The sequence below is a fragment of the Enterovirga rhinocerotis genome (assembly GCF_004363955.1).
Classification (GTDB): Bacteria; Pseudomonadota; Alphaproteobacteria; order Rhizobiales; family Beijerinckiaceae; genus Enterovirga; species Enterovirga rhinocerotis.
Window position 1 is genome coordinate 1,454,621 of the sequence record NZ_SNZR01000011.1, and the last position, 14,099, is coordinate 1,468,719.

Consider the following 14,099-nt stretch of genomic DNA (forward strand, 5'->3'; position numbering starts at 1 on the left):
GCTTTCGCCGGGGTGAGCGGCGGTCAATCGTCGAGCGCGCCCGCGAGAAGTCCGAGCGCGTCCGCGACGGCCCGGCGCCGGATCTCCTCGCGCCCGAGATCGCCGTAGCGCCGTTCGAGATGGCGCGTCTGCGCGCCCTGCCGCGCGAGGCCGAAATGGACGAGGCCCACGGGCTTCGTCGCCGTGCCTCCGCCCGGTCCCGCGACGCCGGTGATCGCGACCGCGACATCCGCACGCGAACGGACGACCGCGCCTTCCGCCATGGCGCGCGCCACCGCTTCGCTCACGGCGCCGTGATCCGCGATCAGGGCTGCGTCGACGCCCAGCATCTCCGTCTTGGCCTCGTTCGAATAGGTGACGAAGCCGCGCTCGACGACGGCCGAGGAGCCGGCGATATCGGTCAGGCGCCCCGCGACGAGCCCGCCGGTGCAGGATTCCGCCGTCGCGAGCATCCAACCCCGCGCCTTGTAGGCGTCGAGCAGGGCAGGGGCGTCCATCAACGGCTCTCCGGCAGGCGTACGGAGGCCGCCGCCTGGGCGGCGATGCCCTCGCCGCGCCCCGTGAAGCCGAGGCGCTCCGTCGTCGTCGCCTTGATCGACACGGAGGACAGGGGCACGCCCGCGATCTCGGCGATGCGGGCGCGGATCGCCTCGCGATGCGGGCCGATCTTCGGCCGCTCGCACAGGACGGTCGCGTCGAGGTGATCGACGATCCCGCCGGCCTCGCGGACCCGCTCCACGGCGAAGGCCAGGAAGCGGTCGGAGGACGCGTCCTTCCATTGCGGATCGCTCGGCGGGAAATGCGTGCCGATATCGCCGTCCGCCAGCGTGCCGAGGACGGCGTCGGTGAGCGCGTGGAGCACCACGTCCCCGTCCGAATGCGCCACGGTCCCCCGCTCGTGCGGCACCTTCACCCCGCCGAGCCAGACGTGGTCGCCCTCGCCGAAGATGTGCACGTCGAAGCCGGTCGCGAGGCGCGAGACGAGCGTCCGCCCCCCGAGACGGCGCTCCGCCTCGTCGAAATCGGCAGGATGAGTGACCTTCATATTCGCAACGTCGCCTTCGAAGATATGGACCGCGAGGCCCGCCCATTCGGCGAGCCCGCCATCGTCCGTGAAATCGTGCCGGCCGGCCGATGCGGCGCGGCGATGGGCATCGAGGAGGGCAGGATAGGCGAAAACCTGCGGAGTCTGAACGGCGCGGAGTTCGCTCCGCTCGACCGTCTCCGCGACCCGCCCGTCCGGCGCGACGCGTTTCATGGTGTCGGTGACGGCGATGCCGGGAAGGGCGGCCGGATGGCTGCGGCCGGCCGCCAGCGCGCGGTCGAGCAAGGCGGTGTCGACGAACATGCGGGCGGCGTCGTGGACGAGGCACAGGGCTTCCCGGGTGCCCAGCGCCTCCAGCGCGAGACGCACCGAATCCTGCCGCGTCGCTCCCCCATGCGCCGGCTCGAGAAGACGCTCGCGGCCGGGCAGACCGGCCACCGCGGTGTCGTAGAGGTCGCGATCGTCCGGATGGATCGCGCAGATCACGGCGTCGATCCCGGGATGGGTCAGAAACGGCTCGAGCGTGTGGGCGAGGACGGGACGCCCGGCCACGGTGCGGTACTGTTTCGGCAGGCCCTGGCCCGCGCGATGGCCCCGTCCGGCCGCAACGATGATGGCGATGGTTTTCACGAACAGGCCCGGTCGGTCGGATGCGACGCTCAATACGGCGGCATCCCAGCTCTGCAAAGATGCCCCATTGAGAAGCGCCTCAAAATTGACTACTGCTCGTGCAGATAGCGACGTGATTATATTTTAGGCAATTGGTTTGCGCGCAGGCCCCGCCTTCTCCCTGCCCCCGGCGATCCTCGCGCCGATGTCCGGCATCACCGACGTCGCATTCCGGCGCGTCGCCTCGCGTTTCGGGGCGGGGCTCGTCGTCTCCGAAATGGTCGCGGCCACCGGGCTCGTCCGCGGAGACGAGGAAGCACGGCTGCGGTCGGAGGGACAGGGGATCCGCCCACATGTGATCCAGCTCGCGGGCCGCGATCCGCGCTGGATGGCGGAGGGCGCGCGCCTGGCCGAAGCCGCCGGCGCCGATGTCATCGACATCAATATGGGCTGTCCGGCCAAGAAGGTGACGGGCGGGTTGGCGGGCTCCGCGCTCATGCGGGAGCTGCCCCTCGCGCTCCGCATCGTCGAGGCGGTGGTCGGCGCGGTCTCCGTTCCCGTCACGGTGAAGATGCGGCTCGGCTGGGACCACAGGAGCTGCAACGCCAGGGATCTGGCCGTCGGAGCGGCGGGGCTCGGCGCTGTCGCGGTGACGGTCCATGGCCGAACCCGCCAGCAATTCTATACCGGCACGGCCGATTGGGCGGCGATCGCCGAGGTCGTGCAGGGCTGCGCCGTCCCCGTCGCCGCGAACGGCGACGTCGTCGATCTCGCGACTGCGCGGCAATGCCTCGCTGCGAGCGGAGCCGCTGCGGTGATGGTCGGCCGCGCCGCCCTCGGGCAGCCCTGGATCATCGGCCAGATCGGGTCCGCCCTCGCCGGCGAGGTCCGGGCCGCTCCGTCCCATGCGGACAGGAGCGAGGCTGCGATCGACCATTACGAGGGGCTGCTCAGCCTCTATGGAGCCAGGATGGGCATCCGCCACGCCCGAAAGCACCTCGCCGCCTATGCCGATCGGGCGCGGGAGGCGGGTTTCGGTCTTCCGGCGGGCGAGCGTCAGCTCCTCGTCACCACCGAGGAGCCCGAACTGGTGCTCCGATTGCTGTCGCGGCTCTACGAGGAGCCTTTGCGAGACGCCGCATGAGCCAGTCGACCCCCGAGCAGATCGTCAATGCCCTCCCTCTGCCGATCCTGACGATCGGGCCGACGGACGAGGTCGTGGACGGCAACCACGCGGCGGAGGATTTCTTCCAGCTCAGCCTGCGCGTGCTGCGGCGGCAGAAGCTCTCCGACATCGTCCCGTTCGACTCGCCGGCCTACGGGCTGGTCGAGGAGGTCCGTCGCCGCCGCTCCGCGGTGAGCGAACATCGGGTGGAACTCGCAAGCCCCCGCTACGGCTCCGAGCGGACGGTCGACGTCTTCGCGACGCCGCTCGGGGACGAGGGCACGGTCGTCCTCCTGATCCAGGAGCGGACCATCGCCGACAAGATGGACCGCCAGCTGTCGCATCGCGGCGCCGCCCGGTCGCTGACCGCGCTCGGCTCGATGCTCGCCCACGAGATCAAGAACCCTCTCTCCGGCATCCGCGGTGCGGCTCAGCTTCTGGAGACGTCGGTCGACGAGGCGGACCGCGCACTGACGCGGTTGATCTGCGAGGAGACGGACCGGATCGTCGGCCTCGTCGAGCGCATGGAGCTGTTCGGAGACGAGCGGCCCGTGGATCGCGGGCCGGTCAACGTACACGGGGTGCTCGATCATGTCCGGCGCCTCGCCCTGTCGGGCTTCGCCCAGCACATCCGGATCGTCGAGGCCTACGACCCGTCGCTCCCGCCGGTCGACGGCAACCGCGACCAGCTCATCCAGATCTTCCTGAACCTGCTCAAGAACGCCGCGGAAGCCATCGGGCCGGACGCGCTCGACGGCGAGATCGTGCTGTCGACCGCCTTCCGGGCCGGCGTCCGGCTCGAGATGCCCGGATCGAGGGGAGGGCGGGTCGCCCTGCCGATCGAGGTCTCGATCCAGGACAACGGCCCCGGCGTGCCGGAGGACCTCCTGCCGCACCTCTTCGACCCCTTCGTCACGACGAAGGCCCAAGGAAGTGGCCTGGGCCTTGCGTTGGTGGCCAAGATCGTCGGCGGGCATGGCGGCGTCATCGAATGCGACCCCGCGCCGCGCAGGACAACCTTCCGGGTTCGCCTGCCGATTTTCAGCGCCCATGACGGGCGCGCAGCGGAGCTTTGAGGCGGACAGAATGCCGAGCGGACAAATCTTGCTGGCCGACGATGACGCCGCCATCAGAACGGTGCTCAACCAGGCCCTGTCCCGTGCGGGCTACGACGTCAGGTCGACGGGTCACGCCGCCACCCTCTGGCGTTGGGCGGCGCAGGGCGACGGCGATCTGATCATCACCGACGTCGTCATGCCGGACGAGAACGCGTTCGATCTGCTGCCGCGGATCAAGAAGGTTCGGCCCGAACTGCCGATCATCGTCATGAGCGCGCAGAACACCTTCATGACCGCCATCCGCGCCTCCGAGCGCGGAGCCTACGAATACCTGCCCAAGCCCTTCGACCTGAAGGAGCTCGTCGCCATCGTCGGGCGCGCGCTGTCCCGCCCGCGGGGCAATGTGGCGCAGAACGGAATTCCCGATAACGAGGACATCCCGCTGGTCGGCCGCTCGCCGGCCATGCAGGAGATCTACCGCGCCCTGGCGCGCCTGATGCCGACCGACCTCACCGTGATGATCACCGGCGAATCCGGCACGGGCAAGGAACTGGTGGCCCGCGCGCTCCATGATTACGGCAAGCGCCGGAAGGGACCCTTCGTCCCGGTCAACATGGCGGCGATCCCGCGCGACCTCATCGAGTCGGAGCTGTTCGGGCACGAGAAGGGCGCCTTCACCGGCGCGCTCCAGCGCTCGTCGGGCCGCTTCGAGCAGGCCGAGGGCGGCACCCTGTTCCTCGACGAGATCGGCGACATGCCGATGGAGGCCCAGACGCGGCTGCTGCGCGTGCTTCAGCAGGGCGAATACACGACCGTCGGCGGCCGCGTGCCGATCAAGACGAACGTGCGCATCATCGCCGCGACCAACAAGGATCTTCGGATCTCGATCCAGAGCGGCATCTTCCGCGAGGATCTGTTCTTCCGGCTGAACGTCGTGCCGCTGCGGCTGCCGCCCCTGCGCGAGCGCAGCGAGGATCTGCCCGATCTCGTCCGTCACTTCGTGGCGCTCGTCGAGAAGGAGGGGCTTCCGCGCAAGCAGATCGACACCGAGGCGATGGAGCGGCTGAAGCGCTATCGCTGGCCGGGCAACGTGCGCGAGCTCGAGAACCTCGTGAGGCGCCTGGCGGCCCTTTATCCCCAGGAGACGATCACAGGCCCGATCATCGAGGCGGAACTCGACACCGCCCCTCGGGCCGATTCCGCCCCGGGAAGCACGGGTCCCGTCGACGGCGAGACCCTGTCGATGGCCGTCGAGCGCCACCTGACGGATTATTTCAAGCGTTTCCCCAACACTCTTCCGCCGCCCGGGCTCTATCACCGGATCCTGAGGGAGATCGAAGGCCCGCTCCTGGGCGCGGCCCTCGCGGCCACGCGCGGCAACCAGATCAGGGCGGCCGAGCTGCTGGGCGTCAACCGAAACACGCTCAGGAAGAAGGTGAGGGATCTCGATCTGCAGGTCGTGCGGACGAGCCGCTGAACGGATCGCCGAGCCTGCGGCATCCACGCTGCCTAGACTTCGCCCGCGATCGCGCTTATTGCCGGGGTGTTGCCGCAATGCATCACTCCTGATGCCGGCGATCGTCCGAGGACACGATTGAGCGAGAAGGCACAGGCCGCAGGGGCTGATCTGAGGCGCGTGGGCCCACGCGGCCCCGGCTGGCTCGGTGCGCTCGCGGTGGGATTCTCGCTCTGCTCGGCGCTGGTCACGTTCCTCGTGCTCGCCGGCCTGACGCCGATCCTGCCGACCCACGACGTCGTCGTCTGGGTGCTGTTCATCAACATGGTCCTGGTCCTGATCCTGGCGGGGATCGTGGTCTGGGAAGCCTGGGACATCGTCCGCTCGCGACTCGCGGGCGTGGCCGGTGCGGGCCTGCACGTCCGCGTGATCGGGCTCTTCAGCCTGGTTGCGGCGCTGCCGGCGATTCTCGTCGCGGTCGTCGCCAGCCTCACGCTGAATCGGGGTCTCGACCCCTGGTTCGCCGGCTCGCTGCGCGCGCTCATGCAGAACACGGTGGAAATCGCCGAGGCGTATCGCGACACCCAATGCCGGACGCTCGCGCGCGACACGCAGCTCATGGCCTCCGACATCAACCGGGCCAAAGTGCTCTTCGACGCGGACCGGAAGGTCTTCCGCGAGTTCATGTCGTCGCGCGCCGCATCGCTCGGCTTCCCGCTCTCGATGCTCGTCGAGCCGGACGGGCGCGCGGTCGAGACGGTCGAGCTCAAGCCGATCGAAGGGCTCAAGGGGCCGACGGCGAGCGATCTGAAGGACGCGAGCGACACGGAGGCGATCTGCCTCGTCCCGGCCGCCGGCAACATCTTCCGGACCGTGCTCAAGCTGCCGGCCCATGACGGCCGCATCCTCTACGTGGCCCGGCCGGTCGATCCGCGCGCGATCGAGTTCCCGGCCATCGCCGCGGCCGGCATCGCCTATTACACCGACCTCGACAGGAAGCGCGTCGGCATCCAGATCGCCTTCGCCTCGATGTTCGCGCTGATCGCGCTGATCGTGCTGCTATCGGCGATCTGGTTCGGTCTCAGCTTCGCGAACCGGCTCGTTTCGCCGATCCGGCGCCTGATCCATGCGACAGATCAGGTCGCCACCGGGAACTTCTACGTGCAGGTCCCCGTTCGGAGGGCCGAGGGCGATCTCGCCCATCTGGGCGAGACGTTCAACAAGATGACCGCGGAACTGCGTCGCCAGCACGATGGCCTCACGGCCGCGAGCGACCTGATCGACCGTCGGCGCAGGTTCATGGAAGCGGTTCTATCCGGTGTCTCCGCCGGGGTTATCGGCATCGATTCGCACGGGCTCGTCACCATCGTGAACCCCTCCGCCGAGGCATTGCTCGAGGCCGGCCGGAACGACCTTCTGGGCCAGCCCATCACCCAGATCCTCCCGGAGATCTCCCAGCTCCTGGAGGAGGCGAAGGCTGGCCGGCTGCGGCTGATCCAGGAACAGATCCCGATCTCGCGCCGCAACCGCGACCGCACGCTGGACGTGCGCGTCACGAGCGAGCAGGCTCGCGGCGAGGACAAGGGGTTCATCGTCACGCTGGACGACATCACCGATCTCGTGACAGCTCAACGGACCTCGGCCTGGGCCGATGTCGCGCGCCGGATCGCGCACGAGATCAAGAACCCCCTGACCCCGATCCAGTTGTCCGCCGAGCGCATCCGCCGCAAATACGGCAAGAACATCACCCATGATCGGGACATCTTCGATCAGTGCACCAACACGATCATCCGCCAGGTCGACGACATCAAGCGCATGGTCGACGAGTTCTCGTCCTTCGCCCGCATGCCGAAGCCCGCCATGGCGCCGGAGGATGTCAGCGACACGGTGCGGCAGATCATCTTCATGATGCGGACGGCCCACCCGGACATCGTGTTCCGCGACACGCTGCCCGACACGCCCCTGGTCGCGAATTTCGACCGCAGGCTGCTGGCGCAGGCGGTGCAGAACATCGTCAAGAACGCGACGGAGGCGATCACCGCGGTGCCCGAGATCGGCCGTGGTGACGGGCTCGTCGAGGTGTCGGTGCGCCATGCCGACGGCGAGGTCGTCGTCGACATCGCCGATAACGGCAAGGGCTTCCCGGCCGAGGGCCGGCAGCGGTTGCTGGAGCCCTATATGACGACGCGCGACGGGGGCACGGGCCTCGGCCTCGCGATCGTCGGCAAGATTCTGGAAGAGCACGGGGGCGGGATCGAGTTGCTCGACAACCCGGCGGGTCGCGGCGGCCTGGTCCGCCTGCACTTCCCCCTTCACACAGCAGGTGCGGCGGCCTCCGTGCCGCCTGCGACAGACGAGCGGGAGCGCGCCACGGCATGAGCACCGATATCCTCATCGTCGACGACGAGGCCGATATTCGCGAACTCGTCGCCGGTATCCTGGAAGACGAGGGCCACGGGACGCGGACTGCGGCCTCGTCGGACGAGGCCCTCGCATCCATCGAGGCCCGGCGGCCTCACATGGTCTTCCTGGACATCTGGCTTCAGGGAAGCCGCCTCGACGGGCTCCAGGTGCTGGAGCTCGTGATGAAGGACCATCCCGACCTGCCGGTCGTGATGATCTCGGGGCACGGCAATATCGAGACGGCCGTCTCGGCGATCCGGGCCGGAGCCTACGACTTCATCGAGAAGCCGTTCAAGGCCGATCGCCTGGTGCTGGTCGCCGAGCGTGCGCTCGAGGCCTGGCGGCTGAAGCGCGAGGTCAAGGACCTGAAATCCCGCTCGACGCAGGCCAGCCGGATCGCGGGGCATTCGCCCGTGATCAACCACCTGCGGCAGGCGATCGAGCGCGCGGCGCCGACCAATGCGCGCATCCTCGTCGCCGGTGCACCGGGCGCCGGGAAGGAGCTCGTCGCGCGCACGCTCCATTCGATGTCCTCGCGCGCATCCGGACCCTTCGTGGTCCTGAACGCGGCGACGATCACGCCCGACAACATGGAGGCCGAACTCTTCGGCATCGAGGCGAACGGCGACGGCGGACGCCGGATCGGCGCTCTCGAGGAAGCCCATGGCGGCACGCTCTATCTCGACGAGATCGCGGACATGCCGCGCGAGGTGCAGGGCCGCATCCTGCGGGTGCTCGTCGATCAGAACTTCCAGCGCGTCGGCGGCTCGACCCGGGTCCATGTCGACGTCCGCATCATCTCCTCGTCGAGCCGTGACCTGCCGACGGAGATCGCGGCGGGCCGGATGCGGGAGGATCTCTTCCATCGCTTGAGCGTCATCCCGATCCGGGTGCCGGCCCTCTCGGAGCGGCGCGAGGACGTGCCGGAGCTGATCGAGTTCTTCCAGGATCAGATCTCGGCCTCGACCGGGCTCGCGAAGCGCCGCATCAGCGACGAGGCGATGGCCGTCCTGCAATCGCATGACTGGCCCTTCAACGTCCGTCAGCTCCGCAACAACGTCGAGCGCCTCATGATCCTGACGGCGGGCGATCCCGACCAGGAGATCACGGCGGAGATGCTGCCCTCGGAGATCGGTGCGCTCGTCCCCTCGACGCCGAACGGCGCCGGCGGGGAGCGCCTGATGAGCCTCCCCCTGCGCGAGGCGCGCGAGATTTTCGAGCGCGAGTATCTCGTCGCCCAGATCGCGCGGTTCTCGAACAACATCTCCCGCACGGCCGAATTCATCGGGATGGAGCGCTCGGCGCTTCACCGGAAGCTGAAGCTTTTGGGTATCGGGGGTTGACGATTCCAGCGCCTTCCGACGGAAATCTCTTGCGTTGCAGCAAGGACCGGCCTGTAATGGCATGGCCGGTCAAAGGACTCTTCGCGGGTCCGATCAACGACAACAAACGGCCCGATCGGGACCGGCGGACTGGGCCGACAGGACAAACTCATGCCGAGCGAACGCGGCCAAAACCTACAAGATACCTTTCTGAACCATGTCAGGAAGAACAAGGTTCCGCTCACCATCTTCCTGGTGAACGGCGTCAAACTCCAAGGGATCGTCACCTGGTTCGACAGCTTCTGCGTGCTGCTCCGCCGCGACGGACATTCGCAGCTCGTCTACAAGCACGCGATCTCCACGGTCATGCCTGGTCATCCCGTTCAGCTCTTCGAGCCCGAAGAGCTCGACAAGGCCTGAATATCCGGCTGACTGCCGCCGGCTCTCGGACAAGTCCGAGAGCCGCTGCCTCTGCGGCCCGGGCTTCGTCGGGGCCGGTCTCGTGACGGCGCCCCGCGCTCCGGGGGAAGGGCGGGCCGGAAAAAACGCCCTCCAGCGCGATCCGCCGGAGCGGGAGGTCGCGGCCCATACCCGCACGCTCGTCCTCGGCCCCTATGTCGTCCGGACGCGAAATTCCTCCGGCGCCGGGGAGAGGGCAGGGGCTGCCGCCCCCCTTGCGCCGCAGCGTCCCCCCGAATCCCGGCTCGAAGAAGCCTATGGGCTCGCGCTCGCCATCGAGCTCGAGGTCGTGTCGCAGAGCATCATCCCGATCACGACGCCGCGTCCGGCGACCTATCTCGGCAGCGGGAAGGTCGACGAGATCGCGGGCATCGTCGCGGCCGAGGAGATCGAGCTCGTCGTGATGGATTGTGCGCTCTCCCCGGGGCAGCAGCGCAACCTCGAGAAGGCCTGGGGCGCCAAGGTCATCGACCGGACGGGCCTGATCCTCGAAATCTTCGGGCGGCGCGCCCGGACCAAGGAGGGCACGCTCCAGGTCGAACTCGCGCATCTCGCCTATCAGAAGAGCCGCCTCGTCCGTTCCTGGACCCATCTCGAACGCCAGCGCGGCGGCTTCGGCTTCCTCGGCGGCCCCGGCGAGACGCAGATCGAGGCCGACCGCCGCCAGATCCAGGACCGCATGCGACGCATCGAGCGCGATCTCGAGGGTGTGCGGCAGACGCGCACGCTCCACCGCGCGAGCCGGCGCCGCGTGCCGTACCCGATCGTCGCGCTGGTGGGCTACACCAATGCCGGCAAGTCGACCCTCTTCAACCGCCTGACCCAGGCCGAGGTCTTCGCCGAGGACCTCCTCTTCGCGACGCTCGATCCGACCGCCCGCGCGATCAAGCTGCCGCACGGGGCGACGGCGATCCTGTCGGACACCGTCGGCTTCGTGTCCGAGCTTCCGACCATGCTGGTGGCGGCTTTCCGGGCGACGCTGGAAGACGTCGTCGAGGCGGACGTCCTGCTGCATGTCCGCGACATCTCGGGCGTCGAGAGCGAGGCCGAGGCGGCCGATGTCGAGAACGTGCTCGGCCAGCTCGGCATCGACACCAACGACCGGTCCCGGCTGATCGAGGTTTGGAACAAGGCGGACCTCCTGTCGCCGGAGGAACGCGAGCGGCTGGGCGGGACGATCGCGCGCATGCCGGCCGAGCGGCGCCCAAGCCTCGTCTCCGCCCTGAGCGGGGAGGGGATCGCGGAACTCCTGGCGGGGATCGAACGGGCCGTGGCGCGCGGCCGGCCGACCTTCGACATCGCGCTCGACACCACGGAGGGCGCGGCCCTCAACTGGCTCTACGAGGAGGCCGAGGTGATCCGGCGGCACGACGGGGAGGGCGGCACGATCAGCCTTCTCGTCCGGATCGCGCCGGAAAAGGAGCCGCGACTGGCGAGCCGCTTCCCGCAGGCCCGGAAGGTCGCCTGATTCAGGCGGCCCGCGCCCACGGGAACAGCGAGAAGCCGCGGGCCTTCTTGCCGCGACGGCGGCTGGCCAGCTCCTCGCGCAGCGTCTCGATCATGCGCGGATTGAGGATGTCGCCGTCCTGGGTGATGATCCAGGCATGCTCGCCGTCGCCGTCTCCGGCGGCCCGGATGGCGTCGTCGAGCGTCGGGTACACGACTTCTTCCTCCGAACCGTCATCGGCCGGCCAGAAGAAGAGCTTTGCAGGCGCGGCCCAGTTATAACGCGACATCGGACGCAGACCTTCGCTCGAATCGGAGTGGTGGCATTAAGGACATCTCGACGTTATCGTTTGCCTAACACGGGCCCGGATCGCATCGCCCCGAAGCGGGACGGGCGGCGCTGGGCGAACGGCTCTGCCGGAGAACGACCACGATCCTCACCCTCCTCGACCTCGCCGGCTGCGCCGCGCTCCTGCTGTGGGGGCTGCACATGGTGCAGAGCGGCGTCCAGCGCGCCTTTGGCGCGCAGCTCCGCCGGTCGCTGGAAGCCGCGCTGGGGAACCGCTTGCGGGCGGCGCTCGTAGGGCTCGGCGTCACCGCCATCCTGCAATCCTCGACCGCGACGGGCCTGATGGCCGCGTCCTTCGCGGCGAGCGGGGCGGTCTCCGTCGTTCCCGCCCTCGCGGTGATGCTCGGCGCCAATGTCGGCACGACGCTCATCGTCCAGGCCCTCTCGTTCGACATCTCACACGTCGCGCCGATCCTCGTCCTCTTCGGCGTGGTGATGTTCCGGAAGGGTACGTCGGCGCGGACGCGCGATTTCGGCCGCGTCGCGATCGGGCTCGGCCTGATGCTCTTCGCCCTGTCCCGGATGCTGGACCTGCTCCAGCCCTACGAGGACAGCCCTTCCCTCCGCACGTTGCTCGGGCTCATCGCGACGGATCGCGCCGTCGCCATGTTCGCCGCGGCTTTGGTGACGTGGCTCGCCCATTCGAGCGTCGCGGTGGTGCTGCTGGTGATGTCGCTGGCCGAACGGGGCGTCCTGCCGCTCGAAGCGGCGATGGCCATGGTGATCGGCGCCAATCTCGGCAGCGCGATCAATCCTCTCCTGGAAAGCGGAGCGGGAGGCGATGCGGCTGGCCGGCGGGTCTCGGTGGGCAATCTCCTCAACCGCGTCGTCGGATGCCTGATCTTCCTGCCGCTCCTCGGCATCGTGGGGCCGCTCCTGGTCGCCTGGCAGCCGAACGCCTCGCGGGCGGTGGCCGACTTCCACACGATCTTCAACCTGTGTCTGGCCCTCCTCTTCCTGCCGCTGCTCGACCCTCTGGCGGCGATGCTGCGCCGGCTCCTGCCGACCCGGATCGACGCCGTCGATCCCGGCCAGCCCATCTATCTCGACCAGGGCGCGCTGCGGACGCCGGCGATCGCGCTCGGCTTCGCCGCGCGCGAGGCTTTGCGGATGGCGGACGTGCTGGAGACGATGCTGAAGGGGGCGAGCGAATCCCTCGAGAGCGCCGATCGCGGCCGCATCGCCGAGATTCGCCGCACGGACGACGTGCTCGACAGCCTCGACGATGCCATCGCCACCTATGTGACGGGTCTCGATGCCGACGACATGAGCGCCGCCGATCACCGCCGCGCCGCGGCGATCCTCGCCTTCTCGACCAATCTCGAACATGCCGGCGACATCCTCGACAAGAACGTCGTCGCCCTCGCCGGCAAGAGGTTGAAACACGGCGTCGCACCGATGGCCGAAAGCCGCGACCGCGCGCTCGACATGCTCGCGCGCCTCGAGGCGAACCTACGGGCTGCGACCTCCGTCTTCGTCACGGAGGACGTTCGGGCCGCGCGCCAGCTCGCCGACGAGAAATCGATCTTCCGGGACCTCGAAGCGGATGCGGTCGAGGAGCATTTCGAGGCGATGCGTGCCCGCCGGCCCGGCGCGACGAAGGCCGATCCGGCCGATCTCGACATCCTGCGGGATCTGAAGCGGGTCAACGACCACCTCGTGGCCGGAGCGGCCTATCCCGTTCTCCAGAGCCAGGGCGAACTCCTCGCCTCGCGCCTCCGGCGGTCCGACCCGCGCCGCGACCGGCACGACGATTGACCGCGTGACGCGGCGGCGTCAGCGCAGCCGGGCGTGCGATGTCGTCCGGAACGGGCGCCAGGTGAGCCTGCGCGCGTCGCAATCCTCGCGCGTCAGCGTCGAGAAGCGGCGCTCGTTCGGGGCCGAGAAATAGTTCGGCGCGAAGCCGAAGGCGTGCCGATCCGGCTGCGGCTGGCGCGCATAGGGATAGGTGTTGTCGGCCTGGAGGCAGACGAGCCACAGGAGCCGGCCCGTATCGTCCCGTATGAGGACGGGGTCGGACAGCAGCGTCCCTCGCACGGCGGCGGGATCCGCGAAGAAGGCGCGCGACCAGGAGACGATCTGGCTCTTGTAGTCGCGGGCGATGGGCGGCAGATGGCCCGGCCCCACCTCGCGCTGGACCTGCGCGGTGGCACCGCCGGCGATCGAAAGCCCGAGCGCGACCAGGGCGGCACGGCGAACCAGTTTCATCGGACACTCCTCACCGGCTCATCTTTCGTCCGGCGGCCGGCGCGTCAAGCTTACACCCGCACCTTCGACGGATGATCCGCGGCGCTGCGCGAGATCCGGATCGAGGGTTTAGTAGCTCTCCCCCGCCCGTGCCACTCCGTCGCGGCGGGTCCCACGCATACTCTTCCGAACGTCCATGCGCGTGTCAGACGACAGGACACGGCATCGAACCGGCGTACGGAGTTCCGAGGCGGGCGCGCGCGCGAGGCATGGCACCCGCCGAAAGGTCAGAGCGAGCGTTTCGTGATCGGGTCTGCCCGCCTGACACCGCGCTTCGACGCCGGCCTCCGCCGGCTGCGTCGCGCCGCTATCGCCCGGTGGGCAGCACATGAATCCCGCCTGATGGCTGCATGTCGATATCCTAGGGGAGCGCGGAAGAGGCTATGAAGGGCGGTCATCCGCCGCTGCCCCGGCAATGACCGAAGCGCTGCAGAGGAGGAACTGAGATGCTCCCCGCCCGGCTTCTGATTGTAGCGCTGGCTCTCGTCTGGCTGGGGGGATGCGTCTCCAAGCCAGCCCCCAACCCGCCATCGCACCGCT

Annotated in this window: 12 protein-coding genes; 8 read left to right on the forward strand and 4 right to left on the reverse strand. The window is 68.9% G+C overall.

Annotated elements, in window-relative coordinates; genetic code table 11:
• Positions 1–23: 23 nt before the first annotated feature.
• Entirely contained in the window at positions 24–497 is a 474-nt protein-coding gene (locus EV668_RS07560) for a CinA family protein (protein WP_133769168.1), read from the reverse strand.
• Positions 497–1,708 carry a bifunctional 2-C-methyl-D-erythritol 4-phosphate cytidylyltransferase/2-C-methyl-D-erythritol 2,4-cyclodiphosphate synthase gene (locus EV668_RS07565; protein WP_245512916.1) on the reverse strand — a complete coding sequence of 404 codons (1,212 nt, stop codon included), beginning with the start codon at positions 1,706–1,708 and terminating at the stop codon, positions 497–499. The genes EV668_RS07560 and EV668_RS07565 overlap by 1 nt, the downstream gene beginning before the upstream one ends.
• A 151-nt stretch (positions 1,709–1,859) precedes the next feature.
• On the opposite strand from EV668_RS07565, the gene dusB reads away from it, so the two are divergent.
• The 7 genes from dusB (at position 1,860) to hflX (ending at position 10,985) form a co-directional block, all read left to right on the forward strand.
• Positions 1,860–2,798: a tRNA dihydrouridine synthase DusB gene (gene dusB / locus EV668_RS07570; RefSeq protein WP_133770052.1), complete on the forward strand. Its 939-nt coding sequence runs from the start codon at positions 1,860–1,862 to the stop codon at positions 2,796–2,798.
• On the forward strand, positions 2,795–3,895 hold the full coding sequence (locus EV668_RS07575; protein WP_133769169.1) for a two-component system sensor histidine kinase NtrB: 1,101 nt from the start codon (positions 2,795–2,797) through the stop codon (positions 3,893–3,895). The genes dusB and EV668_RS07575 overlap by 4 nt, the downstream gene beginning before the upstream one ends.
• A 10-nt stretch (positions 3,896–3,905) precedes the next feature.
• Positions 3,906–5,354 (forward strand): nitrogen regulation protein NR(I), encoded by a 1,449-nt coding sequence (ntrC, locus tag EV668_RS07580; protein ID WP_133769170.1) that lies wholly within the window; start codon positions 3,906–3,908, stop codon positions 5,352–5,354.
• A 117-nt stretch (positions 5,355–5,471) separates the two neighbouring features.
• Positions 5,472–7,712, forward strand: a complete 2,241-nt coding sequence (locus EV668_RS07585) for a sensor histidine kinase NtrY-like (protein ID WP_133769171.1) — start codon at positions 5,472–5,474, stop codon at positions 7,710–7,712.
• A complete protein-coding gene (gene ntrX / locus EV668_RS07590; RefSeq protein ID WP_133769172.1) occupies positions 7,709–9,079 on the forward strand; it encodes a nitrogen assimilation response regulator NtrX in 1,371 nt (456 codons plus the stop codon). Before EV668_RS07585 ends, ntrX begins: the two co-directional genes overlap by 4 nt.
• A gap of 150 nt (positions 9,080–9,229) precedes the next feature.
• Complete coding sequence (gene hfq, locus EV668_RS07595) at positions 9,230–9,478, forward strand: RNA chaperone Hfq (RefSeq protein WP_133769173.1); 249 nt, start codon at positions 9,230–9,232, stop codon at positions 9,476–9,478.
• An 82-nt stretch (positions 9,479–9,560) separates the two neighbouring features.
• The gene (hflX, locus tag EV668_RS07600; RefSeq protein ID WP_133769174.1) at positions 9,561–10,985 is read left to right on the forward strand and encodes a GTPase HflX; all 1,425 of its coding nucleotides are present in this window, start codon (positions 9,561–9,563) and stop codon (positions 10,983–10,985) included.
• Position 10,986: 1 nt separating this feature from the next.
• Here hflX and EV668_RS07605 read toward each other — a convergent pair whose 3' ends face one another.
• Positions 10,987–11,253: a hypothetical protein gene (locus EV668_RS07605; RefSeq protein WP_133769175.1), complete on the reverse strand. Its 267-nt coding sequence runs from the start codon at positions 11,251–11,253 to the stop codon at positions 10,987–10,989.
• Positions 11,254–11,396: 143 nt separating this feature from the next.
• On the opposite strand from EV668_RS07605, the gene EV668_RS07610 reads away from it, so the two are divergent.
• Positions 11,397–13,070 carry a Na/Pi cotransporter family protein gene (locus tag EV668_RS07610; protein WP_280960100.1) on the forward strand — a complete coding sequence of 558 codons (1,674 nt, stop codon included), beginning with the start codon at positions 11,397–11,399 and terminating at the stop codon, positions 13,068–13,070.
• A gap of 18 nt (positions 13,071–13,088) precedes the next feature.
• Here EV668_RS07610 and EV668_RS07615 read toward each other — a convergent pair whose 3' ends face one another.
• Positions 13,089–13,520, reverse strand: a complete 432-nt coding sequence (locus EV668_RS07615; protein ID WP_133769176.1) for a hypothetical protein — start codon at positions 13,518–13,520, stop codon at positions 13,089–13,091.
• Positions 13,521–14,099: the final 579 nt, after the last annotated feature.

Excerpts from the sequence above, each read along its gene's own strand:
- EV668_RS07560 (WP_133769168.1), bottom strand. The coding sequence starts at position 497 with ATGGACGCCCCTGCCCTGCTCGACGCCTACAAGGCGCGGGGTTGGATG.
- dusB (WP_133770052.1), top strand. The coding sequence starts at position 1,860 with ATGTCCGGCATCACCGACGTCGCATTCCGGCGCGTCGCCTCGCGTTTC.
- EV668_RS07575 (WP_133769169.1), top strand. The coding sequence starts at position 2,795 with ATGAGCCAGTCGACCCCCGAGCAGATCGTCAATGCCCTCCCTCTGCCG.
- ntrC (WP_133769170.1), top strand. The coding sequence starts at position 3,906 with ATGCCGAGCGGACAAATCTTGCTGGCCGACGATGACGCCGCCATCAGA.
- ntrX (WP_133769172.1), top strand. The coding sequence starts at position 7,709 with ATGAGCACCGATATCCTCATCGTCGACGACGAGGCCGATATTCGCGAA.
- hfq (WP_133769173.1), top strand. The coding sequence starts at position 9,230 with ATGCCGAGCGAACGCGGCCAAAACCTACAAGATACCTTTCTGAACCAT.
- EV668_RS07605 (WP_133769175.1), bottom strand. The coding sequence starts at position 11,253 with ATGTCGCGTTATAACTGGGCCGCGCCTGCAAAGCTCTTCTTCTGGCCG.
- EV668_RS07615 (WP_133769176.1), bottom strand. The coding sequence starts at position 13,520 with ATGAAACTGGTTCGCCGTGCCGCCCTGGTCGCGCTCGGGCTTTCGATC.